The organism is Streptomyces sp. NPDC025806, assembly GCF_055558275.1.
Genome location: NZ_JBVHMU010000030.1, coordinates 32,201 through 53,724, shown reverse-complemented (window position 1 = coordinate 53,724; position 21,524 = coordinate 32,201). Strand labels below are relative to the sequence as shown.

General features: G+C 70.3%; 24 protein-coding genes. 20 read left to right on the top strand and 4 right to left on the bottom strand.

Annotation, left to right across the window (positions count from 1 at the left end; translation table 11 throughout):
- Nucleotides 1-604: 604 nt before the first annotated feature.
- The 5 genes from ACZ4E1_RS37750 (at nucleotide 605) to ACZ4E1_RS37730 (ending at nucleotide 6,202) form a co-directional block, all read left to right on the top strand.
- Complete coding sequence (locus tag ACZ4E1_RS37750; protein ID WP_467548165.1) at nucleotides 605-2,755, top strand: hypothetical protein; 2,151 nt, start codon at nucleotides 605-607, stop codon at nucleotides 2,753-2,755.
- 43 nt (nucleotides 2,756-2,798) lie between these two features.
- Nucleotides 2,799-3,674, top strand: a complete 876-nt coding sequence (locus tag ACZ4E1_RS37745) for a hypothetical protein (RefSeq protein ID WP_467548163.1) — start codon at nucleotides 2,799-2,801, stop codon at nucleotides 3,672-3,674.
- Nucleotides 3,675-3,942: 268 nt separating this feature from the next.
- Nucleotides 3,943-4,290, top strand: a complete 348-nt coding sequence (locus ACZ4E1_RS37740; protein ID WP_467548161.1) for a hypothetical protein — start codon at nucleotides 3,943-3,945, stop codon at nucleotides 4,288-4,290.
- A 56-nt stretch (nucleotides 4,291-4,346) separates the two neighbouring features.
- On the top strand, nucleotides 4,347-4,934 hold the full coding sequence (locus ACZ4E1_RS37735; protein WP_467548159.1) for a hypothetical protein: 588 nt from the start codon (nucleotides 4,347-4,349) through the stop codon (nucleotides 4,932-4,934).
- Between the two features lie 905 nt (nucleotides 4,935-5,839).
- On the top strand, nucleotides 5,840-6,202 hold the full coding sequence (locus tag ACZ4E1_RS37730) for a hypothetical protein (protein WP_467548157.1): 363 nt from the start codon (nucleotides 5,840-5,842) through the stop codon (nucleotides 6,200-6,202).
- Nucleotides 6,203-6,621: 419 nt separating this feature from the next.
- On the opposite strand, the gene ACZ4E1_RS37725 is transcribed toward ACZ4E1_RS37730, so the two are convergent.
- The 4 genes from ACZ4E1_RS37725 to ACZ4E1_RS37710 form a co-directional block, all read right to left on the bottom strand.
- A complete protein-coding gene (locus ACZ4E1_RS37725) occupies nucleotides 6,622-6,792 on the bottom strand; it encodes a hypothetical protein (protein WP_467548155.1) in 171 nt (56 codons plus the stop codon).
- 44 nt (nucleotides 6,793-6,836) lie between these two features.
- Nucleotides 6,837-7,508: a hypothetical protein gene (locus tag ACZ4E1_RS37720; protein ID WP_467548153.1), complete on the bottom strand. Its 672-nt coding sequence runs from the start codon at nucleotides 7,506-7,508 to the stop codon at nucleotides 6,837-6,839.
- Between the two features lie 21 nt (nucleotides 7,509-7,529).
- A complete protein-coding gene (locus ACZ4E1_RS37715) occupies nucleotides 7,530-8,564 on the bottom strand; it encodes a hypothetical protein (RefSeq protein ID WP_467548151.1) in 1,035 nt (344 codons plus the stop codon).
- A 378-nt stretch (nucleotides 8,565-8,942) separates the two neighbouring features.
- Nucleotides 8,943-9,722, bottom strand: a complete 780-nt coding sequence (locus ACZ4E1_RS37710) for a GntR family transcriptional regulator (RefSeq protein WP_467548149.1) — start codon at nucleotides 9,720-9,722, stop codon at nucleotides 8,943-8,945.
- Between the two features lie 590 nt (nucleotides 9,723-10,312).
- Between ACZ4E1_RS37710 and ACZ4E1_RS37705 the strand changes: the two genes are divergently transcribed.
- The 15 genes from ACZ4E1_RS37705 (at nucleotide 10,313) to ACZ4E1_RS37635 (ending at nucleotide 21,275) form a co-directional block, all read left to right on the top strand.
- Nucleotides 10,313-10,744: a hypothetical protein gene (locus ACZ4E1_RS37705; protein ID WP_467548147.1), complete on the top strand. Its 432-nt coding sequence runs from the start codon at nucleotides 10,313-10,315 to the stop codon at nucleotides 10,742-10,744.
- A gap of 42 nt (nucleotides 10,745-10,786) precedes the next feature.
- Entirely contained in the window at nucleotides 10,787-10,957 is a 171-nt protein-coding gene (locus ACZ4E1_RS37700; RefSeq protein ID WP_467548145.1) for a hypothetical protein, read from the top strand.
- Nucleotides 10,958-11,097: 140 nt separating this feature from the next.
- Nucleotides 11,098-11,544 (top strand): hypothetical protein, encoded by a 447-nt coding sequence (locus tag ACZ4E1_RS37695; RefSeq protein WP_467548143.1) that lies wholly within the window; start codon nucleotides 11,098-11,100, stop codon nucleotides 11,542-11,544.
- Nucleotides 11,544-11,735 carry a hypothetical protein gene (locus ACZ4E1_RS37690; RefSeq protein WP_467548141.1) on the top strand — a complete coding sequence of 64 codons (192 nt, stop codon included), beginning with the start codon at nucleotides 11,544-11,546 and terminating at the stop codon, nucleotides 11,733-11,735. Before ACZ4E1_RS37695 ends, ACZ4E1_RS37690 begins: the two co-directional genes overlap by 1 nt.
- Before the next feature lie 242 nt (nucleotides 11,736-11,977).
- Nucleotides 11,978-13,138: a hypothetical protein gene (locus ACZ4E1_RS37685; RefSeq protein WP_467548139.1), complete on the top strand. Its 1,161-nt coding sequence runs from the start codon at nucleotides 11,978-11,980 to the stop codon at nucleotides 13,136-13,138.
- 238 nt (nucleotides 13,139-13,376) lie between these two features.
- On the top strand, nucleotides 13,377-13,565 hold the full coding sequence (locus tag ACZ4E1_RS37680) for a hypothetical protein (RefSeq protein ID WP_467548137.1): 189 nt from the start codon (nucleotides 13,377-13,379) through the stop codon (nucleotides 13,563-13,565).
- A gap of 118 nt (nucleotides 13,566-13,683) precedes the next feature.
- Complete coding sequence (locus ACZ4E1_RS37675) at nucleotides 13,684-14,865, top strand: hypothetical protein (protein ID WP_467548135.1); 1,182 nt, start codon at nucleotides 13,684-13,686, stop codon at nucleotides 14,863-14,865.
- Nucleotides 14,862-15,254, top strand: a complete 393-nt coding sequence (locus ACZ4E1_RS37670) for a hypothetical protein (protein ID WP_467548133.1) — start codon at nucleotides 14,862-14,864, stop codon at nucleotides 15,252-15,254. Before ACZ4E1_RS37675 ends, ACZ4E1_RS37670 begins: the two co-directional genes overlap by 4 nt.
- A gap of 104 nt (nucleotides 15,255-15,358) precedes the next feature.
- A complete protein-coding gene (locus ACZ4E1_RS37665; RefSeq protein WP_467548131.1) occupies nucleotides 15,359-17,968 on the top strand; it encodes a hypothetical protein in 2,610 nt (869 codons plus the stop codon).
- Between the two features lie 31 nt (nucleotides 17,969-17,999).
- Nucleotides 18,000-18,227, top strand: a complete 228-nt coding sequence (locus ACZ4E1_RS37660) for a hypothetical protein (RefSeq protein ID WP_467548129.1) — start codon at nucleotides 18,000-18,002, stop codon at nucleotides 18,225-18,227.
- 88 nt (nucleotides 18,228-18,315) lie between these two features.
- A complete protein-coding gene (locus tag ACZ4E1_RS37655) occupies nucleotides 18,316-18,834 on the top strand; it encodes a hypothetical protein (RefSeq protein WP_467548127.1) in 519 nt (172 codons plus the stop codon).
- Nucleotides 18,835-18,954: 120 nt separating this feature from the next.
- On the top strand, nucleotides 18,955-19,422 hold the full coding sequence (locus tag ACZ4E1_RS37650) for a Pycsar system effector family protein (protein ID WP_467548125.1): 468 nt from the start codon (nucleotides 18,955-18,957) through the stop codon (nucleotides 19,420-19,422).
- A gap of 98 nt (nucleotides 19,423-19,520) precedes the next feature.
- Complete coding sequence (locus ACZ4E1_RS37645; protein WP_467548123.1) at nucleotides 19,521-20,075, top strand: hypothetical protein; 555 nt, start codon at nucleotides 19,521-19,523, stop codon at nucleotides 20,073-20,075.
- Nucleotides 20,076-20,130: 55 nt separating this feature from the next.
- Nucleotides 20,131-20,490, top strand: a complete 360-nt coding sequence (locus tag ACZ4E1_RS37640; RefSeq protein WP_467548121.1) for a hypothetical protein — start codon at nucleotides 20,131-20,133, stop codon at nucleotides 20,488-20,490.
- Between the two features lie 95 nt (nucleotides 20,491-20,585).
- Complete coding sequence (locus tag ACZ4E1_RS37635) at nucleotides 20,586-21,275, top strand: hypothetical protein (protein ID WP_467548119.1); 690 nt, start codon at nucleotides 20,586-20,588, stop codon at nucleotides 21,273-21,275.
- The last annotated feature ends 249 nt before the right edge of the window (nucleotides 21,276-21,524 follow it).

Here is a 21,524-nt window from a genome sequence, read left to right as displayed (position 1 = left end):
GCGCGCGGTCTGCTCCGCAGACACGACGCGCCGCCGCTACGCGGCGGGGGCCCGCTCCGCGCGCCCCGTGAAGATCGCGGAGCGATCCTCACGGTCGGTCGCTCCGCGACCGATGCCGACCCCTCCGGGGTCGGGTCGACTCGGCCTGTGGAAGTCGGTGGTGACTGGAAGAGGAAAGCGTGGAAAATTCTGCGCCCCCGTGCGCACCCCTTCTGACCTGCGGAAACTATCAGCGTGTGAAGTGTGGAATTTGGTGCGCCCCTGCTCTGACCTGCGGAGATGGGCACGCGCGGAAAGCGTGGAAAATTCTGCGCCCCCTCTCCCGGGCCGCGCTGTCACGTCGAAAGCGTGGAGAATCCTGCGCCCCTTTTCCACAGGTTGAATTCGAACAGCTGTGGGGGCGCAGCGTTCTCCACGCTTTCGACGTGGGGCGGCTGAGTTGACGGGTCGTCAGGCGTGCGGCGTAGCGGCGTTGGTGACGGTTCGTGAGTTGGTGAGCCGGCTTGCGAGGCTACAGAAAAAACCTGTAGTCTTTGAGGTGTCGGGAGAACCTTCCCGCTGCGGCCGGCATCGCCGTGCGCCACGACTGAAAGGACCTCAGATCATGCGGACGTACACCCAGGGAGCCTTTGAGGTCATCGAGTCTGCGGACGGTCGCGCGCGCTTTACCCTGCTGTCGCTCGACCTTGAGGACGCTCCGAAGGGCGCGGCTAATGGGTACAAGAAGCGGCGCGCCGAGCTGGAATCCGCGATTGAGAAGCGGGACGCGCGAACCCCCAAGTGGCGTGCTGCGAAGCGGGTGTTGCCGACGATGCGGCTTCCCAAGAGCGCGGACGCACCCGGTTTCGAGGCGGACGGTTGCGGCATCGGCGACTGGGTGGAGTGGCAGGAGGGGGACACACGTGTCGTTGGGCAGGTGTGGTCCAGCGGGCCGCGCCCGGGAACCTTCTGGGTCACGACTGACCGCTCCGCCGAAACCGGGCGTGTGTTCTCCATGACCCGTCACCGGGTCTCCCGCCGGGGTGAGCCGCTGCGCTACGCGTACCACGTCGGAACGGCGACGGTGTCGAGTCTGGGGGCGGCGGGTGCCGACGTCGACATGTCGCAGCTTTCGGACACGCTCGGGGTCCGGCCCAAGTCTCCGGTGTCGTACGCCGATTACATCCCGCGCAAGGGCATGCAGCCGTACCGGCCGGTGTCGGTGCACGTCGGGAGCGTGGAGATCGGCGCATCGCGGACCTGGTTCCCCATGGTCATCGACGGCGTGTGCTTCGACGCGGAGGCCGCGGGCGACAACCGATGGACCGTCAAGCCGCTGGCCGGCGGCTGCGCCGCCTCGCACCCTGTGGACCGCGGCATGGTGACGTACACCGCGGTCGCCTCGCTCCGCGCGTTCGAGGAGCTCGCGGCGGGCACGGAGTACGGCGGCGTGCGCGGGTACACCGTGGCCCAGGTCGACGGGTACGGGCTGCGCTGCGCGGACTCTGGCGAGCACCGACTGCCGTGCAGCGAGCGGATGTTCCGCTACTCCAAGACCCAGGAGCGGGTCCTGTGCTCCATCCACCTTGCCCGGGTCCTGCGGAAGACGAGCGCTCTGGCCCAGGAGCGCGATGTCCAGGGTTCGACGGTGGAAGCGATCGGTAACGCTCAGACGGTGGTCGGCTCACGCAACAGCCTCGCCGCGCAGGCCCGGATTGCGGTCATCACGGGGGAGGTCGACGCCCTGGTGATCCAGGAGGCGGACGACGCCGGCCGGCAGGCAGACGATCAGGGTGCCGAGGGCGCCCGGACGGCGGAGCTTGCGGCGGAGCGCGCACAGGCCGCAGCCCAAGTCGCTGCGAACACCGGCGCGTTGGACGCAGACGAGGCATGGGCCGCGGTCGACATCGTCGAGCGCGCGGTAAAGGACATCGAGGACGTGCGCGCAGCGCTGCCGGTCACCAACAACGACTACCCGGAGCGCGTCGCGACGGCGCTCTCCCGTGCGCGGGAGGCTCTTGCAGGCGCCCGGCACGAGGCGGGCGAGCGGCAGAGCAACGTCGATGACGAACGGTGTGGCGTCGAGGGAGCGCAGGAGGCCGAGCGGGCCGCGCAGGATGCAGCGGCCGCGGTCGAAGCGGCGCGCTTCGCAGCAAGGGACCGCGGTCGCGCCGACAAGGCCGCGCTGGAGGCTGCCGCGGAGCAGGCGGTCGCCGTACGTGCCGTGGCGTACGCGCCGGATGTCGTCAGCGACCCCGGAGTGCAGGACGCGTGGGAGGGCGAAGGGGGCGCCGTGCCCGACGTCGAGACGCCGCAGGCTCGGGCAACACCCTGCCCGCGAGTCCCGCAGCCGGCCGACGTCGTCAGCGACCCTGTGGGACTGGAGACGTGGGAGGGGGAAGGCGGGTATGTCCTCGGTGTCACGGCGCCCAGCGGCTCGGAGCCCGAGTTCGTGCCCTGGTGGTCGACTCGTGCAGGCGTGGGAGCCTCCACGCGGGTTGTCGCGCCTGCTCGCGGCCGGACCGGGATTCCTCCGCGTCCGCCGGTGGCTCCCACGGTCGGGACGCCCGTCGCCGTTCCGGGGCGCGCTGCCCGAGTCTGGCCCCTGTTCCCGGTGCTCGCGTTCGTGCTCGCCGTGGTCCTGGTCATGACCGTGGGCGGGGTGAGCGGCGCTCTGCTGGGCGTATCGGTGTGGGTGTGGGGCTGCGCGTGGATGTCGAACGGCACCTGTCCGGAGCGGCGCGTACGCGGCCGGCTGCGGCGACCCACGCCCTGACACTACAGAAAAAATCGGCATTATCTCTCGGAAGGGGATCATGATGAACAGCACCAACACCCGCTACCGGTATGGCAAGACCGACGACAAGGGGCGCACCCCGGTCTACGTCGATGGCGCCACCGACCCGACCGGCCACGTCTGGAAGATGGGCCGCAGCGCACAGTCCTGGTGGGCGCAGGACGCGGGAGACTCCGGCGCCAGCAATCACGACCGGAAGTACCGCGCCGCGGAGCGGCTGGTGGCCATGGTCGACGTCCGTGCGTCCGCGGCCGCCGAGGTCGCGCGCAAGCGGGCCCGCAACCACCAGGCGCCTGCCGGTTGGCGGTTCGCTTCGTGGGACGAGATCGAGCGGGAGGGGTACCGGCAGGTGCGCCCGGTGCACCGCGCCCCGTTCGTCGACGGTGACCGTACCGAGCGCTACGCCGATGGATTCTCCGCCGAGCCTGTGACGCTCACGCGCATCTCCCGCCTGCATAACGGCTGCATCGTCATCAGCGGGCGAGAGTCGGGCGTGAGCGCGCCGTACGTGCTGCTGATGCTGCCCGCCCATGCCGTTCTCGGTGCGCTCGTACCCGAGCGAACGGCCCGCTTCGCCGGGCATGGCCCGTGCGACCGGTGCCGAAGCGAGGCGCCGCTGTACGTCACAGATGACGCGTCCGAGTGCGCGGCGTGCACTGCCGCTGCTCTCGCCTGCACCGTCGACGAACTGCCCGCGTCCCACGGGCCGGTGACGCCCGTGTTCTGGGCGATCGGCGACCGCGTACGGGCCGCCGCGCTACCCCGCGGCGACGGCCGCGCGGCGCGCGTCGTCGAGGTGGCAACGCACTTCGACGAACGGCGCCAGCGCGTCCATGCTCGCCCCGACGGGGAATGGGGTCGGCACTACGACGCCGAAGACCTGGTCGCCGCGCCCTGAGCTACGCCGTACGCGCCGGCGCCCCCGACGGAATCACCCGTCGGGAGCGCCGGCGCGTACGCACGAGGCTCTGACCAGCCACTTTCGGCATGCGGGGAGGAGTGGACCTAATCCCCCACTTCGCACAGTAGGGGCCAAAGAAGCAAATTGCAAGCATTTGTAGTGGTTTGATGGCGTGTCGAGTTGGTGTGCGCGCGTTGACATTACAGAAAAAATCTGTAGTGTCTGTGGGGCGGGGTCACCCACGGCCCCCGGCCCGGAGGACTTCATGACGAACGAGATCGCCCGCATCACGCGCATCGAGACCACCGTCGACCGCGCCGCTCAGGCCGACAACGAGGTGACCCTCCTTGCCCCGGCGGCGGCCGCCGCCCTCAACCTGCTGGCCGACGCCGTCAAGCGCGGCGGCGCCGACCACGACGTGGTCGTCCGCGCCCTGAAGGACGCGGACGTACACACCGCCTTCGCCGGCGTCCTCCAGGCCGCGAGCGACATCGTCATGGACCGCCAGGCGAACGAAGACCCGGACGGCTACGGCGACTTCGACGAGCGGCTGCACGCCGAGAACCTCTCGGCAGCCGCCGACAGCGTCCGCGACGCCTTCCGCTGGCTGTAGCACCCGCCCCAGCCCGCTGAAGGAACCCATCAGCCCCTGCTTCGAAGGAGTGGACCATGGCCCCCGCCATCGGCGACCGCATCATGCTCACCGACACCATCACCAGCCTCGGCAACACCCACCACGCGGGCGCTGAAGGTGTCATCAAGGAGATCCACGTCGGCGGCTACTACACGGCCCGCATGGCCGACGGCCGCGTCCAGTTCCCCGTCGATGGGGAATTCACCATCTTCACCCAGTCCCCCGTCACGATGACCTGCCCCCGGTGCAAGACTCCCGGCGCCGAACTCATCGGCCTGCCCATCCCCAACACCGACGACTCCGCCGACTGCGGCAGCTGCTCCTCCTGCGACCTCATCTGGGGCCTCGACCCCGGCGCCCACGGCTCCTGCACCCTCTGCGGCGGCTCCGGAGTTCGCTCCCTGGATGTCCACGACCGTCGCTTGTGCCCCTGCCACGAGAGCTACGACCCCGCCGAGTTCCAGATCATCCAGATCATCGGCAGCGACATCCACGACGGCGCCCCGCCCGCCTTCACCGGCGACCCGCACGAGGCGCTGCAGGCGTACGCCGCCTACTGGACCCCCGCCCCCACCCGCTGGCAGCGCATCACCCGCCGCCTGCGCTGCCTCCTCGGCGGCTGACTGCACCACCTCGGCCGGGGCGCGGGGGCCGCGGCGGGCCCGGGACTCCGGGGCCAGTCGGCGCACGTGCACATGCTGCGCGGCGCCGGCTTCCTGCACCCGGTGACCGACTCGTCCGGGACCGTACGGCTGTTGCCGACCGCTGGCCGCCGACGGGCACCGCGCCCTCACGCTCGCCCACCTCACACCCGAGGCCGTCCATGCTGACGACCGGACGGCGTACGAGCCCCGGCTCGCCGTCGCGCGCCGGGACCGCTCGGCGGCGCGCGGCGTGGTGGGCGCAGATGGAGGCCTGGGAGTGCGAGCGCCGGGACCGGCGGGCGGGGTTGGACCGCGAGCTCCATGAGCACGAGGAGGAGCGGCAGCAGCGCGCGGCCGCCCGGCAGGCCGCGGCCGCGCAGCGCGAGCGGGAACGCGCGGCGCGCGAGGAGGCAGCCTGGGCGGCGCACCGAGGATGTGAGCTGGCGGACCGTGCGCCGCGGCCGCGTCCGCCACGAGTTCATGCACGACGGCATCTGGTACGTCACCCACCGCGCCACCCGGTACGTCGTCAGCGACGAACTCGGCGCCCTGTGGGTCATCGCCCCCGACAACTCCCGAATCGGCACCGTCACGCCCGACGCCGATGGTGCCCCGGACAAGCAGCAGCTGCAGACACTCCTTGAGGCAGCACCCGCGGCGGCCGCGCACGAACCGCCCGAGCCTGCGCGAGCCGACCAGGATGGGCAGCACCCCGAACACCAGCCGGACGAGGCAGCCCACCCCGCCGGCTCCACCCGGCGCCCACGGCCTCGTCCGAGCGCCGCAGACCGCACGCGACGAGCCCACCCCCGTACGCCGCATACCATCAATGGCCGCGCCGGAACGCTCGGCGCCCACCGACCCCGCGAAGGAGCCCAACCGCCATGGCCAGCCCGCAGAAACAGGACCTCTGGGTACTCGAAAGCGTCTGGGACCGGGCCAAGGTACTTGCCAAGGACGTGGACAACATGCCGCTCGGCACCGTCCTTGACGCGCTCCTTCGCGACTACGCGGCCGGCCTCATCCCGCTCGACACCCCGGAAGACGGCGACCGGGGGCCCGGCCGCGGCCGGAAGAACATCGGGATCACCCGCACCCACTGGGACGCTGCCAGCGAGCGCGGCCGAGCCCAAGGCCTGTCCGCCTCGCGCGTCTGCGAGCTGCTCCTGGCCGACTACGCCGAGGGCCGCATCGAACTGACCGTCACCGTCCGCGTGCTTAAGAAGCCCCGGACCACAGCCTCCTGACCCAGGACAACGCGCTGGTGCCCTCCACCTCTTCCGGGCGCAGGGCACCAGCACGTTGCGGGTCGGTGGCTCCGGAGCAGATCACTAGATGTGACGTGCCGGCAGCCGTGGGCTGGTACGCGGCACGTACCTCGCGAAGGCGGAACGGGAGTGCGCGATCCTCTGCCGCGGACAGCGGCACCGCAGGCATCGGGGCACGGAGCACCGACAAGCCCGTCCGCCTCTCAAAAACGACACCCTCGCACGACGCCGCTCGCATCCGTGGTGAGTGGCGTGTGACGCGATGTGACATCTGCGAATACCACCCCCGTACCGAGCCCTTTGCCCAGGTCAGGCCATGTGGCGTCACATGGGAAAGCGGTGATGCCACAAGGCCTTGTGACATCACCGCATCGGGAGGGAGAACGTATCGGGTGCGCTCACCACGGGCGTCGCGGCTGCACGAGCAGCCGGAGGACCTCATCGCGATCTTCGTTGTCCGACTGGTCGAGAATGCGGGCCGCTTCGTCCTCCACGATCACGACATCCCGTAGCGGGACACGCCCGCAAGCCGGAACGAGCGACCGGCCCTCAGCGTGCGCTTCAGCCATCGGGATGCTCCTCCAAGAGGGCTCGGCGGGAGGCAGAAGCAGCATCAAGGGGTCAGCGAGCGACGCTGGATGTGGGCACGGGGCGAGCCGTCCAGGAACGTGTACGGCACGGGGCGCCGGCGCCGGGTGTCGATGCACTGCTCGCCGGCGGCGGCGGGGCACACCGGGCAGGCGACGGCGAACGCGGCGCATTCGCGCCGGCGGTGCGCGTCCAGGGCCTGCTCGGGAGTGCGGAGCAGGAGTTGGTCGGTGCAGAACCGGGAGTGCAGCTCGGCGGCGTCCTGGACCGCCTTGCGCTGTCGCTTGCGGCAGGTCCACGAGCAGGAGCGGCAGCTGGCGACGTAGAAGGCGCGGCCGGAGCAGCGCGGGTCGCCGGGGCCGGTCTGACGGTGCCGGCCCTTTCCGGTGCGGGGGCAGCGGGTGCCGTCCTCGTGCTCGGCGGTCAGGCGCCACCGGCTCTTCAGGGCAGAGAGCGCAATCTCCGCGGCCGTGGGTCCGGAGTTGGGGAGGTGCGGGGCGGCGCCCTGGTGGGCGCGGGCCGCAGGGGAGAGTGTCGGTGTTGGCTCCGGACCGGGGTCGCGGTCGGCGCAGGTGGCCCAGCGGGCGAGGTGCGCGCCTATCGTGCCCGGGCAGTCGGCGCCGGCGGGCGCGCCGCACGACGGACAGGCGACCGCGAGGGTGGCCGTGTCCGTGGGCACTTCAATCTCGTCATGCATTCGAACCTCTTCCCCTCGCCCCTACTGCACCATAGTCAGCTGGCGACGTCCGGAGGCTGTGGTGAGTCGCTGCTCTTCACGGCAGTTCGGGCACAGCCCGTCTGCAGCCCTTCCCATGATGCGAGCCTGGCACTTACCGCAGCGTGGCTTCTCGAATCCCGTTCCCGGTGCTGCGAACGCGGAACGTGTGAACCGGTCGGACTTCTTCGGCAGTCGCACGCGCGCGTAGCGGTAAGGCCACTTGAGTGCCTCGGTGCCGCGGTGGGGGCGTTCGCGCAGCTTGGCGATGAGGAGGTCCTCCGGCCAGCCCCGGTGGATCAACGCGACCATCAAGTTGACGATCCAGCCGGCTTCCTTGTGGGTCGGGTCGAACCACTGCGTTTCGGCACGCAGTCGCTCAGTGAGCCGGTCCGTCATCACGGTGCCGTCGGCCGGGTAGGGCATGTGGTAAAGGCCCTGCTTCGTCTTCTCTGGCGCCAGGATGAACCGGTCCGCGCGGCGCGAGACGAGGGGCTTCTTGGTCGTCTCGCTGTAGCCGGTGACCTCGGCCACCGCGTCGAACGCAACGAGCCCGGCCTCGACGAGGCTGTGTCCGACCCGCTGCACGGTGTGCCCGGACCGCAGATGCATGCGCACCGTCCACTCGCTCATCTCCAGGCGGCCCGCGAGTTCCTTCACGCTGATCTGACCGATCCAGTCACCGCGGGAGATCTTGGCGAGCTCGCACAGGATGCACCGGCAGGTACGGCAGGACTGCGGGAGTGGAACACTGCCCGCCCACTGCAGCGGAATGATCGGGTCCTCGTCGCTCATGCTCTCGGGCAGCTCGGCGTCCAGTGCCTGCCCGGTCGGCACGCTGTCCTTGAGGAGTCCGTACGAGGTGAGGTGCACGGTGTGGACCTGCACGGTGCGGCGGCTCAAACCTGAGCGCTCCATCACCATCGCCGTGGTCGCCACGACGGTCGGCATCTCAGCGGCCAGATCGGTCCGCGCGTCGAACACGGCACGGCAGGTCTTACAGTCGTTTGGCGGGCACTCGCGGTGCTGCTTTGCCACGGTATGGGCCTTTCTGGCCTGCTGCCTGGTGGAGCAAGAGCGACAGCCCCGCTACACTCGACAGCAGACCTCACAACGGCGGTCACGCTTAGCCCCGATCCGGCCCAGGACGGCAATCCTGGGAGTCCCCGGCTCGGGGCTTTCGCGTATCTCAAAGTCTGCGGTGCATAGCTTACGCGTCTTCAGTCACGCACTGTGCACGGTGAGTTCAACGGGGCGAGCCGTCCCTGCGGAACGGGTCTTGCTCCAGAATTCGCCCGGTCACTCACCACTGGCCTTTCCATCAGGGGATCTTGCGTATCAAGAGGCTGTAACTCCTGGCCGCCGAACTCTTGCCATGGTGGTGGTGAGCGCGCGGTGAGTTCCATTCGCTCGCGGTCACGATGTCCGGCCCTCGTAGATCAGAGTGTTCAGCGGGCCAGGAGCGACAGTGAGGCTCACCCGCAGGGGGGCGTTGTCCGCGCCAAAAGTGACCCGCGTGTGCCGGATCACGGGGGTGCCCACATCGGGCGGCAGCTTCAGGCGTTCGGCCTCCGCAGGGGTCATCGGAGGCCACACCCGCAATTCGTCTCGCCAATGCGACGTGGGATGCCCGGCTGCGGCCAGGATGCGGTCGGCCTCGGCCAGCTCGAGCTCCTCGGCCTGCATCAGCTCGGTATCCAGGGCGATGCGGGCCGGGAACCACGTGTCGGCGAACTGGTACACCTCGTCGCCCACGCGTCGGGACTCGCTGCGGTGCACCGCGTACGAGCCGACCTCGATGCCGAGCCGCAGGGCAACCTCGGCAGGAGCTGGTACCACCGACACGTCTGGAGGGTTCACCTCGGGCTGGCCGGCCTGTCCAGCCGGCGCCTTCCAGTCGTCGACTGGGATCGAGGTGCCCTCACGCCCCGGTTCGGGAGCAGCCTGCAGATGCCATTCCACGGCCTGCATCTTGCGGACGAAGGTGCCCTTGCCCTGCCGGCCTTCAACCTGCCCGGAAGCCTTGAGCAGCCCGATCGCGCGGAACACGGTCTTCTCCGAGACGCCGTGCTCGCCAGCCAACACCGCAGTGGAGGGCAGCTGCTGACCCGGGGCCAGCTCGCCGGAATGGATCTGCTCGAGCAGGGCGGCCGCGACCTCGCGGACCTTCGGCGGCTCCTTCGTCTTCGGTGGCATGGCACGCAGAGTAGCTCAACTTCGAGTCCGAAGTCATGCCCCCGCGGGTTCGAAATTTCAGGTCGGGGCAACTTCAGGACTGAAGTGCCGCCAGGTAAGTGCCTGGTCAGGGTGGGCTGAGGTGGCGTGCCTGATGCTGATGGTCCATACGTCTATGGCACTTCGTGTCTGAAGTGCTTGACGGTGGCGCCTCTAGCTGGCTAGTCTCCTCGATGTCGCTACTTCAGACACGAAGTGGTCGGACATCGGCTGCAGTGCAGACCTCACCGACTTCGGTGGATCTACGCAGAACCGGCGGATCTTTGAGAACTCAACAGCGAGTCAACTGACGGCAGCAGTGCCGGGCGTCGGCCCGGTACGCGTCACGCCCCGGCACTGGAGAACACCCCCCGTGGGGTGCCACCCGCGGCGGCTGCCCTGCTCGGCGCCAGGCAGAGACATGGCGCCCCGGATCCGGCCCCCGACAGGGCCGGGTGGCTGCTGGCGCCTCCGCCCCTTCGGGGCCAAGCCCAGCACCCCGCCCCGGCGGGGTCCCAGTCGCCATGCGAAACCGTGTGGCGGCCGCGACCCAACCGAACGGAGACAGCGCCATGACGTACATCCCGACCGCGCCGGACCTGGAGTACGAGATCGCGCAGACGATCCGACTCCGCCGCCGGGAGAGCGACGAACAGGAGGCCAAGGGGCGCAGCTTCTACGGCGGCACGGACCGCGACGAGGCAGGCAGCTTCACTACCGTCGGCCAGTCCCGCGTCACCGTCCACGCGCTCGTCCAGTCCAACCAGCAGCGGGTCCCGGCCCCCGTATACGGGTGGGAGATCCGGCTGAAGGCCGGCGCCGAGGCGAAGTGCCACGGCCACGGCTGCATCAGCCCCACCTTCGAGAAGTGGCACAACGGGCACTTCCTGATCGGCGACGACGCCGACGCCACGGCGAAGGCCGCGATGCCGCCGGTGCAGGCGGTCCGCGCATGGGCCCAGAACCACGCCGAGAAGTGCCGCGCCGAGCCGTATCGCGGCTGACACCGACCCACCAGCAATCTCAACACCTGAGGGGAACACCAGATGTCGAGCACGTCGAACTGGCCGGACAAGACCGTCCCGAACTTCACCGACGCCGAGCTCGCGGAGGCGATCGAGCAGCACGAGTACAGCGCGGACCCGGTCACCCGGGAGATCGCGCAGGGCTGCGTGCGGGAGTGGGAGCACCGGCGCGGGATCACCAGCAGCACCTGACGTACCAGCAGCCGGGGTCGTCTCCGGCTCGCTCACGCGGACCGGCGACGGCCGTGGCTGCTCGTCCGAGTAGCTGAACGGCGACGGCCCCGGGGGCGCAACCCCGGGGCCGTCCAGTCAGAGGAACTGTGGAGGCTCCCTTGACTACGACGATCATGGCACGCCCCGGCGTTCGCGCAGTACGCGCCGCCGACCCCGAGTACCCGTGCGGCTGCGGGGGCTGGCACTCCGGCCCGTGCCCCACGCAGCAGATGCACCGCCTGGTGGCGGGCATGGTGTGGCACGCGGACGCCCGTGTCCCCGCCGGCCGCAGGGCGAAGCGGACGCTTCAGCAGATGATGCCCGGCTACGAGCGGCAGCCCGTGCTCGTCCTGCACCGGCCCACGATGGCTGGTGACCGGTGCGCGGTGTGCGAGCGCTGGAACTGCGACCCGGCCAACTGCCCGCCCGCTTCGAACTCGACCTCGGCGCCCGCGCCGGTCGCCTCGGGCGGCTGGCAGTGCGACACCTGCGGCGGAACGTTCGGCGCGGTCCCCGGCCCCGCGCCCCGCGCCTGGACGTGCAGCGCCTGCCGCGCGCTCAGCTGATGCACCACGTCATACACGCGGCCCGTGCAGCCCAGCACCGCGCTGCACGGGCCGCGCGCAACAGCGGCGCCGCCCATCCGCATACTCGGCTGCTCCTCGCGATCGCTTCTCTCGCGGCGACCGCCGCCTGGGAGGTCGGCCACCGCGTCACCGACCTCCACACCACAGCCGACCACCAGCACCGTTCATGATCCTCTTGCGCCCTGTCCCCCACGTCGCCTGTCCGGCGGAGCCCGGCCTGCGCCGACGAGGACCCGCCCTGTTCTTCCCCGACGGCGAAACGGCCCGGACCTGCTGGACAAGGCCATGTGTTGGTGCCCGCTGGCCGGCTTCCCCTCCCCAGAGATCCGCCCCTTCCCTGCTGGGCCCGGCACCCCACCCCCCGTACCGGGCCCAACCCCCTACGCACGCACAGCACGAGAGGTACCCGCTGATGGCAACTCCCCCGGAAGTCCAGCACCCGACCCCCGACAAACCCCGCCGCACGCTCACCAAGGGACAGACGAAGATCCTCATCGGCGCTGCTGTGCCGATGGTCGGCATCGGCGGCATCGGTGCCTGGGGCACCGCGACCAACATGATGGCGAACTTCCCCGACACGGGAACGGCCTTCGGTGTCGTCGCCGCCGGCGAAGGCGTGACCTTCGTCCTGTCACTCGTCTATGTCGGTCTGATCCTGCTGGGCCAGGCCTCGCCCACTGCCGTACGCGTCGGCCTGTGGGTCCTGCCCGCGGTGGCCGCAGCCGTCGGAGCGGTCGTCGCCAAGAACACGACCGACTCAGTCGTCTACGCCGTCACGCCGATGGCGATGTGCATGTCCGCCGAGGGCCTGGGTCTGCTCGCCCGCCGGATCGTGGTCTACGCGACCGGCGAGGACAAGGAGGCCGAGCGTCGCAACGCCGCGACGATGCAGAAGCTGCAGTACCAGTGGCACGTCTCGCAGAACCACCCCGACGAGAAGCAGCGCAAGAAGGCCGAACTCAAGGCATGGGACCTTCTGGAGAAGGTCGGCGCGGGCGACGTGACGCTCGGCACGGGCCTCGTGACGGTTCAGCGTGAGCGTATGACGCAGGGCGCCGACGCCGCGCTCGCGATGATGGTCGGCGCGCCCACCGTGACGACCCCGGCTGCCGGCACGGTCACCACGCCCGCGCTCGCGGAGCCCGTCACACTCGCCCTGCCCGCCGGCGGCGACGGGCAGGGCGCCGATGAAGAGTCCGTCACACCCGTCACGGTCCCCGAAAACGACGAGACCGGCACCGGCACGCAGGTCAGCGACGGTGACGACGCGACGGACGACAACGCCGAACTCGCGCGTCACGCCCAGCGGCTCTACGCCAGGGTCGCCGAGATCGCCGTCAAGACCGGCGTCGAGTCCCCCCTCCCCGGCCAGCAGCTGACCGATGAGCAGATCGCGGTCGTGCTGCGAGCCCTGCGCAGCCTCGAGCACCCGCCGCCGTCGTACCGGCAGGCCGGAATCGAGTTCCGGCAGGCCGGGTTCAAGGGCGCCGAGGACAAGACGCGCCCCATCTGGAGGCGCCTGCAGACCGAAGCCGAAGCAGAAGCCGAGCAGGACGACCAGGCCGCCATCTGAGGAGTCCGGCACCACCAGTGGAGCCCAGCCCCGCCGACCGAAGCGGGGCTGGGCCCTGCTGCGACTGCCGGAACAAAAGCAGTCGAACCACCCGTGCAGACCCGATGAGTGAACGGGCGAGCAGACCGGCGAGCAGCCCCAGGCTGCAGACCCGCGCGCCGACCCCGCAGAGCAGACCCGGCGAGCACGGAACACAGTCCCGAAACGCTGTCGACGACGAGAGGTTGGAGCCCTTTTCGTGGGCGGATCCAAGCACTGGACGAACGAGATCAAAAGGGCCGATGCGCGGTCCCCGAAGGAGGGCGCGACCAAGCGCCTGGACCGACTGCGCAGCGAGCTGCGAAAGCTCGATCCGGCCGTCGCGAACCGGGCCTGGAACGAGGTCCGCATCTCCCTGCAGCAGATCACCGACCGCTACTCACGGTGATCGTTCACCCGTGAATTCACCCCGCCGGCAAGTGAACTTGACACGCCCCTACACGCGTACGTACGCGCACGAGGGCCAACGTTCACTCCCGGCGGTCACCACCCGTGAAGGGACAACCATGGACGTTCTGTTAGCCGCGATCATGCTGGCGTGGGCCGCGGGCGCTCAGAGCGAGCAGGCCAAGCTCAACGTGGGGCCCGCCGAACGTGCCGCCCTGCGCGAGCAGGCGCGCCACGAGAGGGCCGTGCAGAAGATCGCCGAGAAGCACGGGTTGGCGCCCGGGGAGGTGAACCTCCCCGGGACGTTCAAGGGCGGCTACCGCTCCCCCGCCGCCCGCATCAGCGACCTGTTCCGCAACCGCAGGAAAGTCGCGGAGGACGACGCCGGCCGACGGGCGGTCGAGGACTACCGCGAACGCGAGGTGAAGGCCGGCCGACCGGACCCGGCACCGCTCGTCACCCCGGACCCCCATCACGTCGTCGTGGCGAGGCCGCCCGCGACCATCCCGCCGCCTCCGGCCTACCCGCCGACCGTCGGCGCCCCTTCGAAGCCCTCTACGGGCCCTGAGAGCCCCTCCAAGGCAAAGGATGGAACCAGTGACCCAACAGCCCCGGAAAAGCCCGCAGACGGTGCTGCAGGAGCTGTCCCAGCGCCCCGAAGCGACGCGGCAACGGCCAAGCCGGCCGCTGCCGGGGCGCCCGACACTGCGACGGCTCCCGTGACGGCCGGCAAGCCCGTCACGCCCGCACCCGCCTCCGTCACGCCCGCTGCGACGACGGATGCGACGGCCGGTGCGACGGCGGGCGCCCCCGGTGCGACGGGGGCGGCCGGTGGTGCGACGACTCCCCCTCCCGAAGGGACGGGCCGAGCGGCGGCGGAAGTGACCTATGCGTCGGTCGTCGAGGAGAGCGACGAACTGAACCTCATGTGTGACGACGACCTCGCCGTCTACGTGAAGGTCCAGGACGTCTGCGGGCGGGAGGCGTCCAAGGGCGACGAGATCGTCGGACTGATCCGGGAGGCCGGATTCGGCGAGAGGATCGTCGCGTGGATGGTCACGTGCAAGGAGAAGTACGGCACGCTCCACGCGCAGCTTGAGGAACTGCGCGGCCTGACGATGGCGCAGAGCGAATCAGTCTGGACCGCCAAGAACCACCTGCTGTCCGGGCAGGGCGTCTACGCCGGCATCGCCAAGGACATGGAGTCCGTCGCCAGCCGCGAGTCGTACATCTCCGACCGGGTCGACGCCGAGGACCTGGCCGCGCACACCGAGACCTTCGAGATCAGGAGCGCGTCGTGAGCCTCAAGGAAACCGCGAAGGCCACCATCACCTACGTCGGCCTCCTGGCGAAGTGCGCCGCCTACGGCGTCCGAGCGCGCAGGATCTCGCACCAGGTAGGAAAGCTCCGCGCCCGCCACGATGAGCGCGCCGACTCGGCCCGATACCTCTCGGACGCCATGACGGTGCTCGACGTAGACCAGCCGACCACCCAGGCCTACATGGAGGTCGCGCGCCTCTCCTACGCGTGCGGCGGCACGGTCGCCTCGATCCTGTCGACTGCGGATGAACTGTCCGCCGCCGCCCAGGGCATGGAGGCCGACACCCGTGCCATGCACGGACGGATGGCCGACGCCAACCGCACGAACCCCGTGCAGATGGCCCAGCCGGTCTTCATCGAACGCAACTGAGGCGAGCGACCGGCCGTCGCCGGTCGCAGGCACAGCACACGCGAAAGGGCGGGGCCATGCGACGGCCCCGCCCTTTCCTTCACCCGGATACTGGAGAAAGCCGGATGTCGACCACGACCGTATCGAAGAAGGAAACCCCCGAGACCGAGGACGCTGCAGAGCCCACGTTCCTGCAGGCCATGATGGCGCAGATCAACAACCCCGGCCTTTACCTCGGCTCCGGTCTCGGCGCCGCGTCCGGTCTGCTGTCCGGCGAGCCGCTCCTGCTCACCGCCGCCGGTGCGTCCACGGCCGCACTCGGCTGGTCCGCTCTCGGCCTCAAGCCCGGCCCCTGGCGCTTCCTGCCCGGACAGGGCGAGCCCTGGGAGTGGATGTGCCGCGCCAGCCGCCGCGGCTACCGCCGCACTGTCCGGCGCATGCGCCGCCGCCTGGAGCAGGACCATGACTTCGCCCCCGTCGTCGGCACCGACCAACTCCTCGTCCCGACCGCCGCGATCGGCCACGGCTGGTACGAGCACGAGAACCGGGGCGAGCTCGTCCGCGGTGCGACCGCCGGCGCCCGCCGCGCCCGCTGCAACCTGCTGCGCGCCGCGTGGACCAAGGTGCTGCCCGACTGGAAGAACGGCTGGTGGCGCGTGTACAGCCCGGCCGAGATGGCCCTGCGTGCAGGTCCGCTCGCCGCCATCCCCGCAACCGGGTTCACCGACATGCCCTGGTGGGCCCACACCGCCGTGGTCTCCCTCGGCGCGAGCTGGGGCGCCTGGGTGTGGGACCGCCCCGACCCCGCCGCACCCGGCGACGAGCAGACGCACGGCATCGACTGGTACCTGGCCCGCTGGCAGGAGTGGATCGCCGCCGAACGCGGCGAACTGCCCTTCTCCAAGCTCCTGGACGTCCAGATCGACGGCGACACCCTCACCGCGATCGTCGTCTCGACGACGGCCAAGAGCGCCCTCGCCGTCGGCCAGGACGCGGTCTCTATCGCCTTCGAGGTCCCACCGCGCAACGTGAACCTCTACCGGCCCGACGACCTGCCCGCCAACCGCGCCAAGCTCACCGTGCGGCTGCGCGTCCTGACCGAGGCCGAGCTGGACATGGACAACCTCCCCGCGGTCTGGAAGGAGTTCAGCCCCTGGTCCGGCTCCGAGCTCTACGACGTGGAGCAGAACGAGAACGGCCGCACGTTCAAGCTGCTGATGCCGCGCCGCGGCTCCTCCGTCGCCGACGTCCAGCCCCGCGCCATCGCCCAAGCCCTCGACCTGCCCGGCGAGGACGCCGTCGCCCGGCTGCACCTGCGGATGCTCGACGCCCGCCGCATCGAGGTCAACGAGATGACCCGCAACCCCCTGCAGGAAGGAGTCCCCCTCGACCTCGACGCCCTGGTCATGGACGATCACGGCTACGTGATCATCGGCCGGGACGTGTTCGGCGAGCCCACCAAGTGGCGCCTGCTGAAGTTCGACCCCACCCGCCGCGGCCTGTCCGGAGCCGCCTCCGCCTCGGCCGTGCACTCCTTCGGCTCCGGCATCACCGGCGCCGGAAAGACCAGCCTCGAGGAGGACCTGCAGCTCTCCCAGCGCATCAACGGGTTCGTATCCTGGCTCGCCGACGGCAAGGGCGGCGCCGGCTACGCGCCCTGGTTCAACGAACTCGACTGGCTCGTCAAGTCGAGCTTCGGCGCGATGATCATGGCCCAGAACTCCAACAACGTCAGCGACTACCGCTTCAGCGAGCAGCAGAAGATGCAGTGGCTCGACGCCGAAGGGTTCATCGAGAACGGCCGCAGCTTCTTCGTCCCCGGCGAGCCGTTCCGCCCCGTCTCGATCACGTACGACGAGTTCAACGAGATGGTCCTCAAGAACCCGCAGGCAGCGCACGTCAAGCCACTGCTGCGCGGCGTGTCATCCACCGGCCGCCTGTCCCGCGCCGCAGGCATGTCGGCCCGGATCTGGGTCCAGATCCCCAACCTCGACTCGATCGGCCAGGACAGCAACGCCAACGCCATCAGGGACATGCTCCAGTCCGGCAACATCGCCCTGTTCCGCACCGCGCGCAGCGACGTCGACATCATGAGCCTCGGCTCGCGCACCCCCGAGTTCCGCCTGGAGCCGATCCCCGAACGGTTCCCCGACGGCTCGGACACCGCCGGCACCTTCTACGCCGCCGACGGATCCGCGCAGTACACGCAGTCCCGCGCGATGTTCCACACCAACCCGGCCCGCCTCTCGCGTGCCTACGACCGACACGGTCTCACCCAGGCCGAGGCCGACGCGGCCGCCGCCGCCAGCCCGGCCGGCGTCGCCTACCTCGCCCGCGAGGACTACCGGCACATGGACGCAGGCGAAGAGGAGGAGTTCCTGCGGGACCTGATCAAGAAGGAAGAAGCCTCGCGCAGCAAGAACCGCACGGTCATCGACACCGCCGCCCCGGCACCGGCCGCAGCGGTCAGCCTCGCCGCCGAGGAGCCCGACCAGGACGAAGGCGAGGACGACGAACTCGACAACCTCGTCCCCCCGTCCCGCTCACAGCTCGTCTGGCATGCAGTCGAGTCCGGCGCCCGCCGCAACGGCGAGATCGCCAAGAAGACCGAACTGAAGCCGACCAACGTCGCCGGCGCCACCAAGTCCCTCGCCCGCCGCGGCAAGTTGGCGCAGATCGACCGCGACTGGCACACCGTCGCACCGCTCGACGAGCCCGAGCCTGCCAACGCCTGACCAGCCACAACACCCCCTGGGAGAAACCGTCATGACCGTCACCACCACCGCCGTTTTCCTGATCATCGCCGCCGGGCTCGGCACCTGGATGTGGAGGGATGCCTCCTTCACCAAGAAGGAGTTCATCGCCGTGAGCCTGTTCTGGGTCGCGTTCGCCGCGACCCCGTGGGGCTCCGACCTCATGAGCATGTTGCAGGGTCTGCTCGGTACCGGCGCCGAGACCGCCTCGCAGACCGTGAACACCGTCTCTGGACGCTGAGCAGCTCCCCCACACCCACAGCACGACCCGAGGGCCGCCCCGCACGGGCGGCCCTCTCCGCTGACACCACCACACGGGGAGCACCGCAATGGACACAGAGCAGACCGAGGCGAAGCGCCTCATCGACACAGTCCTCGGGGACGAGGACGTCCCCGTCGAGCAGCCCGGCGTACGCCCTGACATCGCCGAACTACTCGCCCAGTACCGACCGACCTCGTACCGCGACGACTCCCCGGCAACGCCGACTGGGGCGCAGCCCGTTCCGCAGCACGACCCGTCGATCTGGGGGCACGCCCCGAAATGGGCCCTGGGGATCGCACTTGCCGCACCCACTGCCGGAGCCGGAGCTGTCGGCGTCGGCTACGGCGCAAGCCTCGTCTTCGACAGTGTCACCACCGAGGGAGTTGTCATGGTCGGCGTGATCGTGGGTGGGTCCGTCTCGTTCGTTGGCGCCCTGGCCGTCCTCGTCAAGCGCCTCGGGAAGGCCCTGCGGGAGGCACCGCAGCCCGTCGAGAACCACTTCCACGGCGAGGTCTACGTACGGCAGACCTCCACGCAGATCACAGCCAGCGGCCTCGCCCGGCAGCGAAACGAGATCGGACCATGAGCAGCCGCCGACCGCCCCGCCCGCTGACGGTCTGGCGGCTGCCTGATCCACCCGCCTCCGCCGTACGCGGGCCGGGTGGTGACGGGGAGCCGGACAGCCCGGCCGGATGGAGAGCAGACCATGACCCTCAGCACCGAGTCCTTTCCGACGGACAAGAACCTGGACGCGGCCGGCGCCGCCGTCACCACAGAGATCGGTCGCACGGACAACAAGGCGTCGCTGTTACTGGCCTTCGACGGCGCGGTCCTCGCCGGCCTCGCCAGCCTCGCCGACAAGAACCTGCCGCTGTCCGCCCAGCTCGTCGGCGTCGCCGCCGGCCTCGTGCTCGCGGCCGCCGCAGTGCTGCTGCTCCTGGTCGTGCGGCCACACCTCGGCCACATCCCGACGCCCGGCAGCTTCCCGCACTGGGCGTGCCTGGACGCGGACGCCATCCGGTCCTCCATGGACACCGACACCCGCAGCGCCCAGATCAAGATCCAGTCGACCCTCGCCGTCGCCAAATTCCGGCGCCTGGCCCGCGCGGTCGACACGATCCTCGCCGCGCTCGCGCTGCTCCTGGCGGCCGCCGTCCTCGCGGTCACCGGATGAGCACCTGGCCGTACGCGCACGCCCTGGCCCTCATCACCGTGACGCCCACCGGCACCACCCGGAACACCCACCGCACCGACACCGACAAGGAGTAGGCCGTGGCCCTCACCCACTTCTTCTCCCGCCGTCCCGAGCCCGTCGAAGCGCCAGCCCCCGAGCCGTGGCCCGAGAGCGGCGAGACCTGGAAGCCCGAAGGCGTCTCCGTCGTCGAGCGGTACTACAACCTCGCCAACGCCGTCGTCCTCGTCCACCACAGCGCCGGGTCCCACCTGGTGTCCTGCCTCGGCTGCCACTACAAGGCGACCCAGCGCAAGGCGCACAACAGCAGCATGCTCAGCCTGGAGCAGGCGGCCGAACTCGCCAACGCGCACGCAGCCGGCTGCCGGGCGCTACCCCGCGATCTCCCCGCCCGCCCCGACGACCAGGACGCCCGCGAGCTGCTGCACACCCTCGTACGCGGCATGCGCAGGAGGGGCGAGCGCATGCACCTGTACCTGTTCCACCTCGACACCCAGCGCCTGGTCCTCCAGCGCACCAACGACTGGATCGTGGATGAGCTGAAGCGCCTCGCCGAAGACGAACCCGAGGTCCTGAAGGTCTCGGTCAACGAGTGGGGCACGGACTTCTGCCTGCAGCATCTCCCCGAGAGGTGACTGGCCGACTGGCCCTCCCCCCGGGGGTCACCATGTCCCTCGCCCGCGCTCCCTGATGGAAGCCGCCGCCGCCCGCTTCGGCTGTCGCCGCGCCTACGGCAGCACCGCGCAGGTCGACGCGCTGCTCACCGAGCAGACCGAGACCACGTACTCCGAGGCCGCCGACCACGCGGCGCTCGCCACCGCCAAGAACGACGACGTCCTCGCCATGCAGCCCGGCGTCCTGGACGTCCGCGGCCGCATCCTCGCCGACGTCTTCTACCTCGAGGGCGTCCTTGCCGGCGCGCGCAACCGCGGCCTGCCGAGCGAGGCCATCGAGCGCCTGGAGGTTGTTGTCGACCACGGCCACGAGCTGACCGTGCTGCTCGCCGACACCGTCCGCTCCACCGCCGCCCACGCGAGCAGCGGCAACTGAGACGCCCGGGGCGGCCGCAGGCGTTCGGCCCGGCCGCCCCGGAGCCACCCCTTCCCCCACCAGAGCCCATCCGACAGAAGAAGGAGCCCAACATCATGAACCGAGCTATTCGCCGCACCACCCTCACCATCGCCGCCGCCGCGACCGAAGGCCTGGACATGGTCACCGTCGTGATCGGCGGCGCCATCGGCGCCTGGGCGGGCTACACCTACTCGCCCGACACCTGGTCCGGCGACTGGCGCCTCGCGTTCGCCGGCGGCGTCGCGATCGTGGCCGCTGTCGCCGTCAACTCCCTGGCCGAGCCGTTCCTGACCCCGCTGCGCCGCCTGCTCACCAAGGCCCACAGCACCCACCGTCCGCGGGCCGGCAGCCACACCGCCCCCAGCGCCCCGACCACCCTGGACGAGGGCCTCGCCCAGGTCGCCGCCGCCACCGAGGACGACGCCGCCGCCCGCGCCGCCTCGGCCGCCTGGCGCATCGACAAGAGCAACAACCTCCTGCAGGACGAGGCCCGCTGGCGCGGCTACGAGGACGGCGAAGCGTCCTACTACCTCGCCCCCAGCGTCTGGCTCCACTACCGCAGCACGAAGAACACCTACGGCAACACCGAGCCGCACTTCACGCTCCTGACCGCCGACCGCGACCAGCCGCTTCCGATCACCACCATGCACGAGATCCTGCACCAGCTCGCGGCCCGCGCGGACGGCATCCCCGCATCCAGCACGGCTCCCGCCCACGACCGTGCCCAGGACGCCGACTTCGCCAGCATCCACGCCCCTGCCTGACGGGCCGTCCGTTCCGCCCGGCCCTCACAAGCCGGGGCGGTGCGGTCACCAATCAGCCCCGCCCCCGAGCCGGAAGGCCCAGCCACCACGCCGACGTTTCCACTGAAAACGCTGGCACCCGTGCTCGCGCGTGCGGTCACGTACATCCATCCCGGAGCTTTGGCGTCGTGACCGATCCTCAAGATCGGTCAAACACCAGGTCAGACACCCCATGACCGATTCTGTCCGAGGCGGATATCCGGGCCGTGG

Coding starts and splice junctions, on each gene's coding strand:
- ACZ4E1_RS37705 (WP_467548147.1), top strand. CDS start 10,313: ATGACGTACATCCCGACCGCGCCGGACCTGGAGTACGAGATCGCGCAG.
- ACZ4E1_RS37675 (WP_467548135.1), top strand. CDS start 13,684: ATGGACGTTCTGTTAGCCGCGATCATGCTGGCGTGGGCCGCGGGCGCT.
- ACZ4E1_RS37735 (WP_467548159.1), top strand. CDS start 4,347: ATGGCCCCCGCCATCGGCGACCGCATCATGCTCACCGACACCATCACC.
- ACZ4E1_RS37745 (WP_467548163.1), top strand. CDS start 2,799: ATGAACAGCACCAACACCCGCTACCGGTATGGCAAGACCGACGACAAG.
- ACZ4E1_RS37640 (WP_467548121.1), top strand. CDS start 20,131: ATGGAAGCCGCCGCCGCCCGCTTCGGCTGTCGCCGCGCCTACGGCAGC.
- ACZ4E1_RS37650 (WP_467548125.1), top strand. CDS start 18,955: ATGACCCTCAGCACCGAGTCCTTTCCGACGGACAAGAACCTGGACGCG.
- ACZ4E1_RS37740 (WP_467548161.1), top strand. CDS start 3,943: ATGACGAACGAGATCGCCCGCATCACGCGCATCGAGACCACCGTCGAC.
- ACZ4E1_RS37635 (WP_467548119.1), top strand. CDS start 20,586: ATGAACCGAGCTATTCGCCGCACCACCCTCACCATCGCCGCCGCCGCG.
- ACZ4E1_RS37660 (WP_467548129.1), top strand. CDS start 18,000: ATGACCGTCACCACCACCGCCGTTTTCCTGATCATCGCCGCCGGGCTC.
- ACZ4E1_RS37685 (WP_467548139.1), top strand. CDS start 11,978: ATGGCAACTCCCCCGGAAGTCCAGCACCCGACCCCCGACAAACCCCGC.
- ACZ4E1_RS37750 (WP_467548165.1), top strand. CDS start 605: ATGCGGACGTACACCCAGGGAGCCTTTGAGGTCATCGAGTCTGCGGAC.
- ACZ4E1_RS37655 (WP_467548127.1), top strand. CDS start 18,316: ATGGACACAGAGCAGACCGAGGCGAAGCGCCTCATCGACACAGTCCTC.
- ACZ4E1_RS37730 (WP_467548157.1), top strand. CDS start 5,840: ATGGCCAGCCCGCAGAAACAGGACCTCTGGGTACTCGAAAGCGTCTGG.
- ACZ4E1_RS37665 (WP_467548131.1), top strand. CDS start 15,359: ATGTCGACCACGACCGTATCGAAGAAGGAAACCCCCGAGACCGAGGAC.
- ACZ4E1_RS37690 (WP_467548141.1), top strand. CDS start 11,544: ATGCACCACGTCATACACGCGGCCCGTGCAGCCCAGCACCGCGCTGCA.
- ACZ4E1_RS37720 (WP_467548153.1), bottom strand. CDS start 7,508: ATGCATGACGAGATTGAAGTGCCCACGGACACGGCCACCCTCGCGGTC.
- ACZ4E1_RS37725 (WP_467548155.1), bottom strand. CDS start 6,792: ATGGCTGAAGCGCACGCTGAGGGCCGGTCGCTCGTTCCGGCTTGCGGG.
- ACZ4E1_RS37700 (WP_467548145.1), top strand. CDS start 10,787: ATGTCGAGCACGTCGAACTGGCCGGACAAGACCGTCCCGAACTTCACC.
- ACZ4E1_RS37710 (WP_467548149.1), bottom strand. CDS start 9,722: ATGCCACCGAAGACGAAGGAGCCGCCGAAGGTCCGCGAGGTCGCGGCC.